Annotated in this window: 11 protein-coding genes; 6 read left to right on the top strand and 5 right to left on the bottom strand. The window is 72.4% G+C overall.

Annotation, left to right across the window (positions count from 1 at the left end; all coding sequences use genetic code 11):
• The first annotated feature begins 94 nt into the window (after positions 1–94).
• The 5 genes from ACIPSA_RS19800 to ACIPSA_RS19780 all read left to right on the top strand — a co-directional run bounded on the left by ACIPSA_RS19800 (position 95) and on the right by ACIPSA_RS19780 (position 5364).
• Positions 95–658, top strand: coding sequence for a hypothetical protein (locus ACIPSA_RS19800; RefSeq protein WP_402636397.1), 564 nt, complete (start codon positions 95–97; stop codon positions 656–658).
• Positions 659–815: 157 nt separating this feature from the next.
• Complete coding sequence (locus ACIPSA_RS19795; RefSeq protein WP_402636394.1) at positions 816–2408, top strand: purine-cytosine permease family protein; 1593 nt, start codon at positions 816–818, stop codon at positions 2406–2408.
• On the top strand, positions 2405–3076 hold the full coding sequence (locus ACIPSA_RS19790; RefSeq protein ID WP_402636391.1) for a cyclase family protein: 672 nt from the start codon (positions 2405–2407) through the stop codon (positions 3074–3076). Before ACIPSA_RS19795 ends, ACIPSA_RS19790 begins: the two co-directional genes overlap by 4 nt.
• A 132-nt stretch (positions 3077–3208) precedes the next feature.
• The gene (locus tag ACIPSA_RS19785) at positions 3209–4378 is read left to right on the top strand and encodes a lactate 2-monooxygenase (RefSeq protein WP_402636705.1); all 1170 of its coding nucleotides are present in this window, start codon (positions 3209–3211) and stop codon (positions 4376–4378) included.
• Positions 4375–5364: a 2-hydroxyacid dehydrogenase gene (locus tag ACIPSA_RS19780; RefSeq protein ID WP_402636389.1), complete on the top strand. Its 990-nt coding sequence runs from the start codon at positions 4375–4377 to the stop codon at positions 5362–5364. Before ACIPSA_RS19785 ends, ACIPSA_RS19780 begins: the two co-directional genes overlap by 4 nt.
• On the opposite strand, the gene ACIPSA_RS19775 is transcribed toward ACIPSA_RS19780, so the two are convergent.
• The 4 genes from ACIPSA_RS19775 to ACIPSA_RS19760 all read right to left on the bottom strand — a co-directional run bounded on the left by ACIPSA_RS19775 (position 5349) and on the right by ACIPSA_RS19760 (position 11451).
• Positions 5349–7004, bottom strand: coding sequence for an RICIN domain-containing protein (locus ACIPSA_RS19775; RefSeq protein ID WP_402636386.1), 1656 nt, complete (start codon positions 7002–7004; stop codon positions 5349–5351). The two genes, ACIPSA_RS19780 and ACIPSA_RS19775, sit on opposite strands and share 16 nt — an antisense overlap.
• 479 nt (positions 7005–7483) lie before the next feature.
• Positions 7484–7861 carry a toxin Doc gene (locus ACIPSA_RS19770; RefSeq protein ID WP_402636384.1) on the bottom strand — a complete coding sequence of 126 codons (378 nt, stop codon included), beginning with the start codon at positions 7859–7861 and terminating at the stop codon, positions 7484–7486.
• 3 nt (positions 7862–7864) lie between these two features.
• On the bottom strand, positions 7865–8104 hold the full coding sequence (locus tag ACIPSA_RS19765) for a hypothetical protein (RefSeq protein WP_402636381.1): 240 nt from the start codon (positions 8102–8104) through the stop codon (positions 7865–7867).
• Positions 8105–8364: 260 nt separating this feature from the next.
• A complete protein-coding gene (locus ACIPSA_RS19760) occupies positions 8365–11451 on the bottom strand; it encodes a glycoside hydrolase family 2 TIM barrel-domain containing protein (RefSeq protein WP_402636379.1) in 3087 nt (1028 codons plus the stop codon).
• Between the two features lie 254 nt (positions 11452–11705).
• On the opposite strand from ACIPSA_RS19760, the gene ACIPSA_RS19755 reads away from it, so the two are divergent.
• Complete coding sequence (locus ACIPSA_RS19755; protein ID WP_402636376.1) at positions 11706–14084, top strand: SpoIIE family protein phosphatase; 2379 nt, start codon at positions 11706–11708, stop codon at positions 14082–14084.
• A gap of 77 nt (positions 14085–14161) precedes the next feature.
• Here the strand turns inward: ACIPSA_RS19755 and ACIPSA_RS19750 are convergent, their stop codons facing one another.
• The gene (locus ACIPSA_RS19750; protein WP_402636373.1) at positions 14162–14710 is read right to left on the bottom strand and encodes an RNA polymerase sigma factor; all 549 of its coding nucleotides are present in this window, start codon (positions 14708–14710) and stop codon (positions 14162–14164) included.
• Between the last annotated feature and the right edge of the window lie 17 nt (positions 14711–14727).

Raw genomic sequence — 14727 nt, 5'->3', positions numbered from 1 at the left:
CCTCGTTAATAGTCCTGAAACATTCCGCTTCAGCTCTCGGCTGACTCCTCCGTGACCCCTTGTGTTCACCTTCGGTCGGAGTAATTCTCATTACATGATTACTTCAGAGCAGCGAGACAAAGTGCGCGGCTGGTTCGCCGGCCGGCTGCCCGACGACCTCTTCGAGGAGCTGGTCGAGGTGTCCGTCGACCGCGAGGAGGTCACCGTGATCGGTCGCATACCCGGCCCCCGGCTCACCGAGGACGTCTCGGACGCCGAGCGGGAGGCGGCCGTCCAGGGCCGGATCCAGGAGTTCCGGGAGCGCACCCGGGAGGCCCGGATGGCCGTGGCCCGCGAGGCCGAGCACCGCTTCCGCCGGAAGGTGTCCTGGGGCGTGGAGTGCGGCGCCGAGCGCGCCCTGTTCACACATGTGGCCGCGCCCGTGATGACCCGGCTGCGGCAGCCCGAGCGCCAGGTCCTCGACACGCTGATCGCCGGTGGTGTCGCCCGCAGCCGCAGCGACGCCCTCGCCTGGTGCGTACGCCTGGTCCAGCGCCACACCGACGACTGGCTCACCGAACTGAGCGATTCCCTCGAACACGTCCAGCGGGTCCGCGCACAGGGACCGGATGTCGAGGAGGTGGTCGATTCATCCACTGAAGACGGCGATGAAGGATGAAACATCCTCTGGTACGGGTGCCGTCCACCGTCTTACCTTCGGCTGAAACCGACCGGACGGCATCCGTTCCGCCGCACACCCCAGCGACAGGGAACGGCCGTCCGTACCGCCCAAGCGCCACCCCGCGCTCCACCGCCGTCCCCCGCTGGAGCCCCCTGTGTCCCTCCCCGAGCACGTCCCCACCGCCCCGACCCCGTCACTGACCGAGGTCGAGGCCTACGGCGTCGAGCGCATCCCCGACGCCGACCGCACCGCGACCCCGCTGGACCTGTTCCGGGTCGCCTTCGGCGGGGCCAACACCTTCTCCACCTGCGTCCTCGGCGCGTTCCCGATCCTGTTCGGGCTCTCCTTCTGGCAGGGGCTCGCGGCCACCCTCCTCGGTGTCGTCGCGGGCGCGCTGATCCTCTGCCCGATGGCGGTCTTCGGCCCGGTGAACGGCACCAACAACGCCGTGGCGTCCTCCGCCCACCTCGGAGTGCACGGCCGCGTCGTCGGCTCGTTCCTGTCCCTGCTGACCGCCGTCGCGTTCTTCTCCATCTCGGTGTGGAGCTCCGGCGACGCCCTGGTCGGCGGCGCGCACCGGCTGTTCGGCCTGGAGCGCAGCACGCTGTCGTACGTCGTCGCGTACGCGCTGTTCGCCGGGCTGGTCCTCGCCGTGTGTGTATACGGCTTCCGGTTCATGCTGTTCGTCAACAAGATCGCGGTGACCTCGGCGACGGTGCTGTTCCTGCTCGGCGCGATCGCCTTCGCCGGTGACTTCGACCCGTCGTACGCCGGTGTCTTCACCGCCTCGGCGGACGCGGCGACCAAGTCGATGTTCTGGCCGTCGTTCATCGGCGCGGCGCTGATCGTGCTCTCCAACCCGGTGTCGTTCGGCGCGTTCCTCGGCGACTGGTCGCGCTACATCCCGGCCGACACGCCGCGCCGCAAGGTGGTCGGTGCCGCGTTCCTCTCCCAGATCGCGACCCTGCTGCCGTTCGTCTTCGGCCTGGGCACCGCGAGCATCATCGCGACCGAGGCGCCCAAGTACGTCGACCCTGCGGCCCCCGACTTCGTGGGCGGGCTCCTCGCCATCTCGCCGAGCTGGTTCTTCCTGCCGGTGTGTCTGCTCGCCCTGATCGGCGGCATGTCGACGGGCACGACCTCCCTGTACGGCACCGGCCTGGACTTCTCCTCCGTGTTCCCGAAGCTGTCCCGGGTGCAGGCCACACTGCTGGTCGGTGTGCTCTCCATCGCGTTCATCTTCATCGGCCGGTTCGGCCTGGACCTCGTGCAGTCCATCTCGACGTTCGCCACGATGATCATCACCTGCACCACGCCGTGGATGGTCGTGATGATGCTCGGCTTCTACACCCGGCGCGGCTGGTACGACCCGGACGCGCTCCAGGTCTTCAACCGCCGGCAGCGCGGCGGCCGCTACTGGTTCGCGCACGGCTGGAACTGGCGCGGCATGACCGCCTGGTGGGTGTCCGCGGTGGTCGGCGTGCTGTTCACCAACATCCCGGGCCAGTTCGTCGGCCCGCTCGGCGACCTGGCGAACGGCGTCGACATCAGCCTGCCGCTGTCGCTCGCGGTGGCCGCCGTGCTCTTCCTGGGGCTGCTGCGACTGTTCCCCGAGCCCCGGGCGGTGTACGGCCCCGAGGGCCCGCGGCTGGCCCGTACCGTCGACACCCCGGTTCCGCCGATCACCGGTCCGGGCACGGAGCCGGACGGCGTGTCGCCCGCGCTGGCGGCCGAGGCCGGCCGATGACCGACTGGATCGATCTGTCGGTGCCCGTGGTCACCGGGATGCCCGTGTATCCCGGTGACCCGGAGGTCACCGTCTCCCCCGCCCTGCGGGCCCCGGCCGACGGCGTCAACGTGCTGCGGCTGCACCTGGGTTCGCAGTCGGGCACCCATGTCGACGCGCCGTACCACGTGGACGACGCCTGGCCCCGCCTCGACGAACTGCCGCTGGACCGGTTCGCCGGGCGCGCGGTGGTCGCGGACGTACGGGGGCTGCCGGCCCGGACGCCGATCACGCCCGGCATGCTGGCGCCCGCGCTGGACGCTCTCTCGTCGGCGCCGGGCGCCGTGCTCCTGCTGGCCACCGGCTGGTCGGCGCACTGGGGCACCACCGAGTACCTCGCGCATCCGTGGCTCACTACGGACGCGGCCCGGACCGTCGTGGAAGCGGGCGTGCGCACGGTGGCCGTCGACGCGCTCAGCGTGGATCCCACGCCCGAACCCGGCGATCCCACCGCCGGCTTCGACCTGCCCGCCCACCGGGTGCTGTGCGGCGCGGGCGGCGTGATCGCCGAGAACCTCACCGGCCTGGACCGGCTGGTGGGCGCGCCGGAGGTGGAGGTGTACCTCTTCCCGCTGCGGCTGCCCGGGGCGGACGGAGCACCCGTCCGCGCGGTCGCCCGCGTGGGCTGACCGGCCGTCGCGAGCGGGTGGGCGCGCGTGGCCGACCGGGCACCGCGCGCCCGCATCCCCCGTGGACGGCACCGCACTTACCCGCGAGTATCGTCGGCACGCGTGCTCAACGACGAGAGGCGGGGCGGACGGATGGCGAAGCACTGGGCCGACTTCCAGTACGAGATCTATCTGAACGGGATGACGGGTGCCGTGCCGCGCCTGCCCACCGATCTGACCCGGCTGGAGGAGCTGACCGAGCGGCGGCTCGGCCCGGGGCCGGTCGGCTATGTGGCGGGTAGTGCGGGCAACGGCAGTACGGCGCGCGCCAACCGGGCGGCCCTGGAGCGGCGGCGGATCGTCCCGCGGATGCTGCGGGACGTGCACGAGCGCGACCTCTCGGCCGAGGTGCTGGGCCGCCCGCTGCCCGCGCCGCTCGCGCTCGCGCCCGTCGGCGTGCTGTCGATCATGCATCCGGAGGCCGAGACCGCCGCCGCGAAGGCCGCCGCGGCGCAGGGCGTGCCGTACATCCTGTCGTCCGCCTCCAGCACGCCGATGGAGCGGGTGGCGGAGGCGATGGGGGACGCCGAGCGGTGGTTCCAGCTGTACTGGGGCAAGGACCGCGAGGTGACCCGGAGTTTCCTCGGCCGGGCCAAGGCCTGCCGGTTCACCGTGCTCGTCGTCACGCTGGACACACCGATCCTGGCCTGGCGGCCGCGCGACCTCGACCAGGCCTACCTGCCGTTCCTGCGCGGGGTGGGGACCGCCAACTACTTCTCCGACCCGGCCTTCCGGGCGGGCCTGGCCAAGCCGGTGCACGAGGATCCCGACGCGGCCGTGCTGCACTTCCTCGGTCTGTTCGGGGACGCGAGCCACACCTGGCCGGATCTGGCGTTCCTGCGTGAGCACTGGGACGGGCCGATCGTCCTCAAGGGCGTCCTGCACCCGGACGACGCCCGGCTGGCCGCCGACGCCGGAGTGGACGGCGTGGTGGTCTCCAACCACGGCGGCCGGCAGGTGGCCGGTTCGGTCGCGGCGGCCGACGCGCTGCCGCGGGTCGCGCAAGCGGTCGGCGACCGGCTGACCGTGCTGTTCGACAGCGGGGTCCGCACCGGCGACGACGTCTTCAAGGCCCTCGCGCTCGGCGCGCGGGCCGTGCTGCTGGGACGGCCGTACGTCTACGGTCTCGGCCTCGACGGACAGGCGGGCGTCGAGCACGTGATCCGCTGTCTGCTCGCCGAGTTCGACCTCACCCTCGCCCTGTCCGGGCACGCCACGCCCGCCACGATCAGCGCCGCCGACCTCGCCGAGGAGTCCGTGTGACCGAACCCAGGAACGTCCTCGCCGTCGTCCCGCCGCACATGGGCGGCCGGCCGACCGGAAACGCGCTCGCCACGCTGTTTCCCGGCACCGTGCACGTCACCGTCGTCGAGGCCGCCGACGAGGACCCGGCCGCGCTGCGCGAGGCGCACGTCGTCGTCACCGCGCTCGCCCCGGTGACCGCCGCGCACATCGCCGCCGCGCCCGTACTGGAGCTGGTGCAGTGCGCGAGCCACGGCTTCGACTACGTGGACGCGGCCGCGGCGCGCGCCCGCGGGGTGGCGGTGTGCACCATCGGCTCCAGCGACGCCGAGGCGCAGAACGTGGCCGAGCAGACCTTCGCGCTCATGCTGGCGCTGGCCAAGCAACTGGTGCCCGCGCACAACGCACTGGCCGAGGGCGACTGGGCGCTGCCCCGGCTCCAGCACTCGCTCACCGAACTGTCCGGCAAGACGCTCGGCATCGTGGGGCTCGGGCAGATCGGGCAGCAGGTGGCCCGCCGCGCCACGGCGTTCGACATGACCGTCCTGTACGCCGGACGCCGTCGGGTGGCTGCGGAGACCGAGGAACGGCTCGGCGGCGCCCGGCACGTCCCCCTCGACGAACTGCTGCGCTCCTCGGACTACGTCACGCTGCACACGCCGCTCACCGACGACACCCGGCACCTGCTCGACGCCGGACGCCTCGCGCTGCTGAAGCCGACGGCCTTCGTGGTCAACACGGCCCGCGGCGCCCTGATCGACCAGGACGCCCTCGCGGACGCGCTGGAGAAGGGCACCGTGGCCGGGGCGGGCCTCGACGTCTTCGACCCCGAACCGCCCACCCCGGCCCTCCGCCTGCTCAGCGCCCCGAACGTGGTCCTCTCACCCCACGTCGGCGGCGTCACCCGCGAGACCGTGGTACGGATCGCACTGGCCGCCGTCCAGAACGTCACCGGGTTCCTGGCGGGGGACCCGCCGCGGGACGTCGTGCATCAGGACAGGCCCTGACCCTGCGCGGCCTGGTCCGACAGCTGGGCCGGCTGTGCCGACGGGCCGCCGGTGCCAGCGATCGACAGTGAACCGGGGTTGGCCGACGGCGGGTCGGTCAGCCAGCGCTGCCCGGTGGAGCCGTCGCGGACCTTGACGACGATGTCCGCCCCGGGACTCTCGCCTGCGGATGCCAGGGCGAGGGTCTCGTCCCACCGGGGCAGCAACTCGCCCTGGACGGTGAGGTCGTAGCGCACGTCGTCGCCCCGCTCGGACTGCTTGTCCGCGCAGGTGCCGAGGATGACCACGCCGGCGTCCGCGTGCGAGTCCAGGCACAGGCCGCTGTCGGCCACACTGCGCAGCCGGCCGTCCGTCTCGTACGTCCACTGCTGGGTCCACGCCGACGAGCACGCCGACAGCGCCACGACCGCCCCGGCCTTGGGCTTGCCGTCGATGTCCAGGCACAGGTCGGCGGCGGCGTTCCGCAGCCGCGTCTGCCGGGTCACGGTGGGCAGCCCGGAGGCGGAGGCGGCGGGCGGGGACTGGTCGGCGCCGGACACGGTGCTCCGGGCGCCGGAGGCACCGGTGGAGGCAACCGGGTCGGTGCCGTCGCCGCCGTCCGACAGCGCGCTGACGGCGAGGACGGTCGCGAGCAGTCCGGCCCCGGCGATGCCGACGCCGGTGAGCAGCGTCCTGGACGACCAGGGCTCCCCCGGGGTGCGGCGTGCGGGCGTGGGGATCCGCGCCAGCAGGCGGTTGCGCGCCGCCCCGCGCCTGCGTCCCCCGGTGCGGCGGGAGGTGCTCCGCGTACGGGTGCCCGCCGAGCCCGTACGGCCCGGGCGCGAGTCGACGTAGCGGCGGGCTCCCCAGCCGAGCACCGCTTCGGCGAGCAGCATGCCCGGGCCGGCCTCGATCTGGCCCAGTTGCTCGGCGGCGTGCCGGCAGTAGGGGCACTCCGCCAGATGCGCCTGGACGTCCGGCAGCAGTGCGCCGCCACGCCGGATCGGCACGTCGAGAAGGCGGTTGTAGAAGCGGCAGTCCTTGGTCGGCGCGAGTTCCCGGTGGGCGCGTACACAGCCCTCGCGGAATTTGTCCCGCGCCTGTGCGAGTGCGGCGGCCGCGGTGTCGGCGTCCATACCCAGCAGACCGGCGGGTACGTTTATCGACTCCGCCTCGACCTCGATGTGCCACAGCAGACACTGCGCGTGCGGCGGAAGGCCCTGGAATGCGCGCTCGGCGAGTTTGCGATTTTCGGGCGTCATGGACTTCGCGGCGCGCATGCCGCGGCCCCCGGCGGGTTTCCCCAGGTCCGGCAGAACCTCGGATATTCGGTCCTCGGCGGACCAGTTCCCGACCGTGTCCCGGACGGCGACCAGCAGCCGGGGCCGGATCGCCTCGGCCGACTCGCCGAGCACCAGCCGGTCGAGGATCTGGTGGAAGGCGGTGGCCGTGACCATGTGCGCGAGCGGGCCCGAGGTGGCGAGGCAGATGACCGCGTACTCCTGGGCCGGCTGCCAGTGCCGCGCCATCAGCAGCGCGACGGACCTGGAGGCCACTGCGTCCGAGCCGGCTCGCAGCGGGGCGGCGAGAGCTTCGTCGGGTTCTCCCGTCACCGCGCCGGGCGGTGGATAGGGAGGACGCGGGGGGTGGGGGGTGGGCACGGAGCGGGTTCCTTTGTTGCGTATGGCGCTGCTTATGGTGCGTACCTATTCGGTGCGCGGGGAGCGGGAATTCACCGGCCCCTCGTCGGGCCGGGCTCCTCACCCGTGGAATGAGTCCCAGAACTTTACCCCCCGCACGGGTGGTTCACCCTTGCACAAGTGTCTCACGACCAACAAGGCGCCCACCCGAAATCGACAGGTTTGAAAGTAAGTCAGATATCGCGTCGATGTACGCTCTTCGCACCTGCTTTCGACATTCCATGCGCCCCGTGTGAAGCAACCGCACGCGGCGGCCGGTCACGCACGCTCCCGGCGCGGGCCACCGGGTAGTGCACTGGGAACCGGCCCTTCTCGGAGGCCCCGCGCAGGACGGCGGCTCTCCCGCGCGAAACCGGCCGCCGGCCCCGTTCCTCCGCCCTCGGCCGGCGGCCCCGGGGCGGGGCGACTTCCCCATGACACGCCCCGGCCCCGGGCGGATGTCAGATCTGCCAGGAGCGGAGCCGGTCGGCCGCGCCGTACACGTCCGTCGTGCCGCAGATCAGGTCGCGGGCCAGGTCCACGAGGGCTCCGTAGGGCGGGTCGATGCCGGCCCCGCTGACGAACATGTAGGCCACGGCGGTCGCGCAGGCGAAGCGGGCGTTGGCCGACGGGAGCGGCTTGAGCAGGGCGAGGGTGTGCAACAGCGCGGCGGCCCGCCAGGCCGGGTCGGAGTTAACGCCGAGGCGCGGCGGGTCGACCCGGTGCCGGGCGACGGCGGCGACCAGCGCGGAGAAGTCGTTGATGGTGGGCTGGTCCGGCAGCACTTCCTCGTGGCGCTGGAGCAGCCAGGGCACGTCTATGTGGAGGACGGGCGGCATCGGTCAGGCGACCTCGCCCTTCATGGGCGGTTCGTCGTCGGGGAACGCGGCCGCGAACTCGTCCGCGTGAGCGGCGAAGAAGCGGCGGAAGGCCTCGGCGCCCTCCTGCAGCGCACGGTGCCGGGCGATGTCGGCCGCGGCCGCCTCGCGCACCAGCGCCTTCATCGACGTCCCGCGCTCCTTGGCGATCTGCCGCAGGTCCTCTAGCTCGCGCTCACTGAACTCCACATTGAGAGCTGGCATGACCACACGGTACCGCCCGGGTACTCCGCCGTAAATACCCGCAGGTCAAGAGGTGCGTCCAACGGTACCTACGGGAAACACGCCGGGGGGTCGCGGGCGGTCGCCCCGAGCGAGGTGGAAGCCGTGCCGGACGCGGACGCGGATGCGCGCGATGCCGTTCGAGACATGACACCCCGTCAACGGTCCGGACGAGACAGAAAACGGTCCGGACGAGACAGAAAAGGGGACCGATTCCCGTCCGGACCGCTCGCGTGGGGCCGTCAGACCTCCAGACGGCTGATCCGTACGGCCCCCTTGGCCTCCCCCGGGTGCGCGCTCGTCAGCGTCAGCCGGATCCGGGCGCCGCTCACCGGGCCGAAGGTGATCACCGTCGGGGAGTCCGAGGCGGTGGCCCAGTCCACCGTCGCTCCCTCCACCGGCACGTACGCACGCCCGTCCCACACCGCGACCTCGACCGCGGCGGGCAGCGCGTGCGTCGTGTCCACCGTGAAGGAGACCTCCACCCGGTCGACGGTGCGGGTCCGGCCGAAGTCGACCGACACCCAGTCCTCGGGGCGGGCCCCGCTGAAGGCGGGCAGCAGGGCCGTCGCCGACTTGGCGAAGGCGTTGGACCAGCCGGTCGCGGGGTCGCCGTCGAGCATCGCGGCCGGGAGGGTGTCGGAGCGGCCGGAGTAACTCGCGTCCGCCCAGGGGTAGTTCGGGGGTGTCGGGTAGTCGGGCCGGAAGTCGGAGGCGGGTGCGCGGACGACCGGGCGGGCGGGTGTGGTGCGCACGGTCGCCGTGCCCTTCCGCAGGCCGTCCACACCTGCCGTGACCCTCAGGTCACCCGCCCGGGTGCCGGACCTCACGATCGCAAGCGCCTTGCCGTGGAAGGCGGTTCGGGTGCTCGCCTGGTAACGCTCGGCACTCTCCTCACGGCCGTTGTCGAGCCCGGCCGGCGAGCCGCCGGCCACGTCGAAGGCGATGAGGTGCTCGGCGTCCGGCACTACGACGCCGTGGGCGTCGACGATCTCGGCGGTCACGAACACCAGTGAACGGCCGTCGGCGGCCAGGGACTTGCGGTCGGCGGTGAGTCGCACGGCGTGCGGGGCACCGGCCGTGCGCAGGACGTGCGTGGCGACCACCTTGCCGTCCCGCCGGGCCACCGCCCTCAGTTCACCGGGCTCGTACGGCACCTTCCAGATGAGGTGGAGCTTGCCCGCGCTGCCGTTCGGGCTGGTGTAACTGCCCGGGTAGGGGCCGCTGGTGAAGGTCCGGTCGTCGCCGGTGGCCTCGGTGGTCTCCAGATAGGTGCGGCCGTCGGTGGTCGTCTTGGTGTCGAACTCCCTGACGCCCAGCGACCTTCCGTTGAGGAACAGCTCGACGGAGGCGACGTTCGCGTACGCCCAGACCTCCACCGTGTCCCCTGCCTCGTGGTTCCAGGTCATGGGCAGCAGATGGACCATGGGCTCGCTCGTCCACTGGCTCCTGAACAGGTGGTACATGTCCTTCGGGAACCCGGCCGTGTCGACCGCGCCGAAGAAGGACGCCTTCACCGGGAAGACGTCGTACGGCGTGGGCTCCCCGATGTAGTCGATGCCCGACCACAGGAACTGCCCGGCGAACCACTTCCGGTCCCGGTCCTTCTTGTGCCCGTACTCACCGCTCATCGTCCAGGAGGCGAGGTTGTTGTCGTACGAGGAGGTCGCGCGCCTGCCCGGCGTGTGGTTCTCGCCGGTGTTGAGGTGCTCCGGCTCCTGGTAGGCGCCGCGCGTCGAGGTCTCCGACGACGACTCCGACTCGAAGAGGAACAGGTGCGGGTAGGCGGCGTGCAGGGCGTCCACCGACTTGGCGGTGTTGTAGTTCAGGCCGAGTCCGTCGAGCTTGGCGAGCATCTGGTCGGCGGCCGAGCCCTTGGCCGGCACACCGTGGTACTTGTTCGAACCGATGACGACGGGGCGTGTGTCGTCGGCGGCCTTGATGGCCCCGATGATCCGGTCGGCCATCGCGAGCCCGGCCGTGCTGGTGGAGTCGGGGATCTCGTTGCCGATGGACCACAGCACGACGGCGGGCGAGTTGCGGGCCGCGAGGACCATCTCGGTGGCGTCCCGCTCGCACCACTCGTCGAAGAACCGGCCGTAGTCGTACCGCGTCTTGCCGGTCCTCCAGCAGTCGAAGGCCTCCACCATCATCACGATGCCCAGCTCCTCGCAGACCTGGATCATCTGCGGCGACGGCGGGTTGTGGGAGGTGCGGAAGGCGTTGACGCCCATCGACTTCATGATGGTCATCTGTCTGCGCACCGCGTCGATGCTGATCGCCGCGCCCAGGGCGCCCTGGTCGTGGTGCAGGTCGACACCCTTGATCTTGGTGTGTGTGCCGTTGAGGGAGAAGCCCTCGTCGGGGTCGAACCGGTAGCTGCGGATGCCGAAGGCGGTGCGGTGGGTGTCGGTGGTCGCGCCGCCGACCCGGAGTTCGCTCTCCAGGGTGTAGCGGTGCGGGGCGTCGAAGTCCCACAGCCGGGGCTCGGGGACGGTGAGTTCATGGGTCTCGGTCGCCCGGTCGGCGACGGTCACGGTGGAGGACGTGCGGGCGACCGTGTGTCCGTCGGGGCCGACGATCCGGGAACGCACCTCGACGTCCGCGCCGCCGCCGGACTCGTCGACGACGGCTGTCCGGACCCGTACGACGGCTCGCTCGGCGGTGATGTCCGGCGTCGTGACGTACGTGCCCCAGCGCGCCACGTGCACGGGCTCGGTCACCACCAGGCGGGCCTCGCGGTAGATGCCGCTGCCCGAGTACCAGCGACTGCTGGGCAGCCGGTTCTGCACCTTGACCGCGATGACGTTCTCCGTACTGCCGTCGGTGTGCAGCAGGCCGGTGAGGTCGAAGGCGAAACCCGTGTAGCCGTAGGGGTGGCGTCCGGCCTCGGTGCCGTTGCAGTAGACGTACGAGTCCATGTAGACGCCGTCGAACTCCACCGAGACCCGCTTGCCGGCGTAGCCCGGCGGCAGGGTGAAGGCGATCCGGTACCAGCCCAGGCCGCCAGGGAAGAACCCGGTGCCGCTGGTGGTGCCGTGGTCCGTGGTGGGGGTCTGCTCGATGCTCCAGTCGTGGGGCACCGCGACCTCGCGCCAGGCCGAGTCGTCGTAGCCCGGGTCGGCGGCGTTCGCGTACGCGCCGGTCGGGTCGGTGATCCCGCCCGGGTTGACCAGCGCGAAGCGCCAGCCGTCCCGGAGCGGGACCGTGCGGCGCCCGCCGGCACCGCCGGGCGCCCCGGCCGCCCACGCGCCCGGGGCGCCCAGGAGCGCTCCGGCCGTCGGCGCTGCCGTGGCGGCGACCAAAACCGATCTGCGAGTGACCGTCATGACGGCTCTCCCTCATCAGGGCCCAGAAGTACTCACAACTGATCGTGAACAAACAGATTCTGACGGTGTGCCACACTCGGTCGTCAAGGGTGCGGGACCGTACACCTGCCCCTGGGGTCACCTCGGCCGAATTCCCCCCTCGACGCCTCGGCCCGGCCGCCCGGGGTTGACATCCGCGGGAGGGGCGGACGCACTACGCTGGAACACAAGTGACGCACCTGTTCACTGTGAGTGTGCGCTTGGGAGTGGCGACGATGGGCCCGGACTATCCGTTCGACGACGCGGCTACGGCCCGGGCTGTCATCGACGGCGACGGCACGCTGGTCGAATGGAACGAGGGCGCCCGCCGGCTGCTCGGCCACCCGGCCGCCGAGGTCGTGGGCCGCCCCGCGGCGGCACTGCTGGCCGGCGACGGCATCCCGCCCCTGCCCTCCGGTCCACGCTGGGACGGGACGCTCGATCTGCGGCACCGCGACGGCCGTACGGTGTCGGTGTGGCTGCTCGCCCACCACCGTCCGCCGTGCGACGACCGCCCCGCCGACTGGCTCGTCGTCACCCCGCTGAAGGGCGGCCGTTCCCCCACACCGGACGACCCGCTGGCCGGCGCCGCGCTGACCCAGTCCCCGTGTGCCGTCGCGGTGTACGACGACCAGCTCCGGCTGTGCACGATGAACAACGCGATGGCCGAGGTCGTCGGCCTGCCCGCCGAGCACCTCCAGGGGCTCCGGCTGTCCGAGATCGGCGGCCGGCCGCAGAGCGACGACCTCGAACACAGCCTGCTCCGGGTGCTCACCACCGGCCGCCCGCTGGACGTCCAGACGTTCACGCACGTCGGCGGCGAGGACCGGGCGCACGCCTGGCTGGCCCGGATGGCCCCGGTCACCGACGCCGAGGGGCGGGTGCGCGGCGTGTGCCTCGCCGCACACGACGTCACCGACAACTATCTGGCCCGGGAACGGCTGCAGGTGGTGAACGAGGCCAGCGTCCGCATCGGCAGCACCCTCGACGTCACGCGGACGGCACAGGAACTGGCGGAGGTGTGCGTGCCGGCGCTGGCCGACTTCGTCCGCGTCGACCTGCTGGACCCTCAGGAGGACGGCAGCGAGCCCCCGGCGCGGATCACCCCGCCGGTCCCGCTGCGCCGGGCCGCGCACCACTCGGTGTTCCAGGGCACCCCCGAGGCAGTCGTCGAGCCCGGACACGTCGAGGTCTACCCCGCCTCGTCCCCGCAGGCCGCGTCGCTCACGGCCGGCCGCACGATCGTGGCCTCGGTGCCCTCCGACCTGGAGCAGTGGCTGGCCGTCGACACGGCGCGTGGCGCTCGGGCGCAGGAGTTCGGCATCCACAGCGTGATGTCCGTGCCGATCCGGGCCCGCGGACTGACCCTGGGGGTCGCCGTGCTGGCCCGGCACCGGCGCCCGGACCCCTTCACCCCGGACGACGTGCTCCTGGCCGAGGAGATCACGGCCCGCGCCGCCGTCTGCGTCGACAATGCCCGCCGCTACTCCCGCGAGCGCGAGACCGCCCTCGCCCTCCAGCGCAGCCTGCTGCCCCGGTCGCTGCCCCGCACGGCCGCCGTGGAGGCCGCCTCCCGCTATCTGCCGGCGGCGCGTGCCGGGGTGGGCGGCGACTGGTTCGACGTGATCCCGCTGTCCGGGATGCGGGTCGCCATGGTCGTCGGTGACGTCGTCGGCCACGGCATCCAGGCCTCGGCCACCATGGGCCGGCTGCGCACCGCCGTACGCACCCTCGCGGACATCGACCTGGCCCCGGACGAGCTGCTCACCCACCTCGACGACCTGGTGATCCGGCTGTCCGAGGAGTCCGGCGGGGACAGCAGCCCCGGCGAGGTCGGCGCCACCTGTCTGTACGCCGTCTACGACCCGGTGTCACGCCGCTGCACCATGGCCCGCGCCGGGCATCCCCCGCCCGTCCTGGTCCCGCCCGGCGGCCCGCCCCGGCAGCTCGACCTGCCCGCCGGTCCCCCGCTCGGGCTGGGCGGGCTGCCGTTCGAGTCCGCCGAGATCGAGCTCCGCGAGGGCAGCGTGCTCTCGCTGTACACGGACGGTCTGCTGGAGGCACTCGACCGCGACATCGACACCGGTCGCCGGCTGCTGCACGAGGCGCTGGCGGCGTACGCGGAATCCCTGGACGAGACCTGCGACCGGATCCTGCACACCCTGCTCCCGCCGGGCGGCGCCCAGGACGACGTGGCCCTGCTGCTCGCCCGCACCAAGGGGCTGGCCGCCTCCTGGGTGGCGACCTGGGACATCCCGGCCGACCCGGCGCTCGTCGCGCCGATCCGCAAGCAGGCCGTGGAGCAGCTCGACGCCTGGGCGCTGAGCCAGGCCGCGTTCACGACGGAACTGGTGGTCAGCGAGCTGGTCACCAACGCCATCCGCTACGGCTCGCACCCCATCCGGCTGCGCCTGATCTGCGACGCGAACACGCTGATCTGCGAGGTCTCCGACACCAGCCACACGGCCCCGCACCTGCGCCGCGCCAAGACCTGGGACGAGGGCGGGCGGGGGCTGCTCCTGGTCGCCCAGCTCACCCAGCGCTGGGGCAGCCGGCACACGGCCGAGGGCAAGACGATCTGGGCGGAGATCGCACTGTTCGAGGAGGACGAGTAGGAGGACCGAGCAGGAGGGCCGAGCAGGAGGACCGAGCAGGAGGAGCTGACCGGCGGACCGGCGGGCCGGCGGCCGGCTCAGGAGGCCGACAGCCAGGGGCGCACCTGCTTGCGGGCCTCGTGCAGCCGGGACTTCAGCGTGCCCAGCGGGATGCCGACCCGCTCGGCGACCTCCGCGTACTCCAGCTGGCAGATGTCGCGGTAGACCAGCGGCGCCACCAGGTGCGGGTGCTCGCGCTCCAGACGGTCCAGCGCCTCCAGCAGGTCGACCCGGGAGCCCGCGATCACGCTGGTCGTGCGGGGGTCGACGTACTGGGACGGCTCGATGGAGCCGGGCTGCTCGGCGGCGCGCCGCTTGAGCTCGCGGTACTTCTGCCGGGCGCAGTTGGCGACGACCGTGTACAGCCAGGTGCTGAAGCGGCTGCGGCCCTCGAAGGTGGAGATCCTCCGGGCGACCTGGAGCAGCACGTCCTGGGCGGCCTCCTCCGCGTCCTCGCGGCAGGGCAGGAAGCGCCCGCAACGCCGGAGGATCTCCGGCCGGACCTCGGTCAGCAGCCTGTTCAAGGCCGCCGGGTCGCCCGCGGCGGCGCGCCGGGCGAGGTCTTCGGTCAGCGCCGCATCGTGCACGCCAGGTCCCCTTCGGA

Origin of the sequence: Streptomyces sp. NPDC086549 (assembly GCF_044746205.1) — a bacterium.
GTDB lineage: Bacteria > Actinomycetota > Actinomycetes > Streptomycetales > Streptomycetaceae > Streptomyces.
The sequence above is the reverse complement of the archived record's forward strand: the minus strand, read 5'-3'. Positions and strand labels throughout refer to the sequence as shown.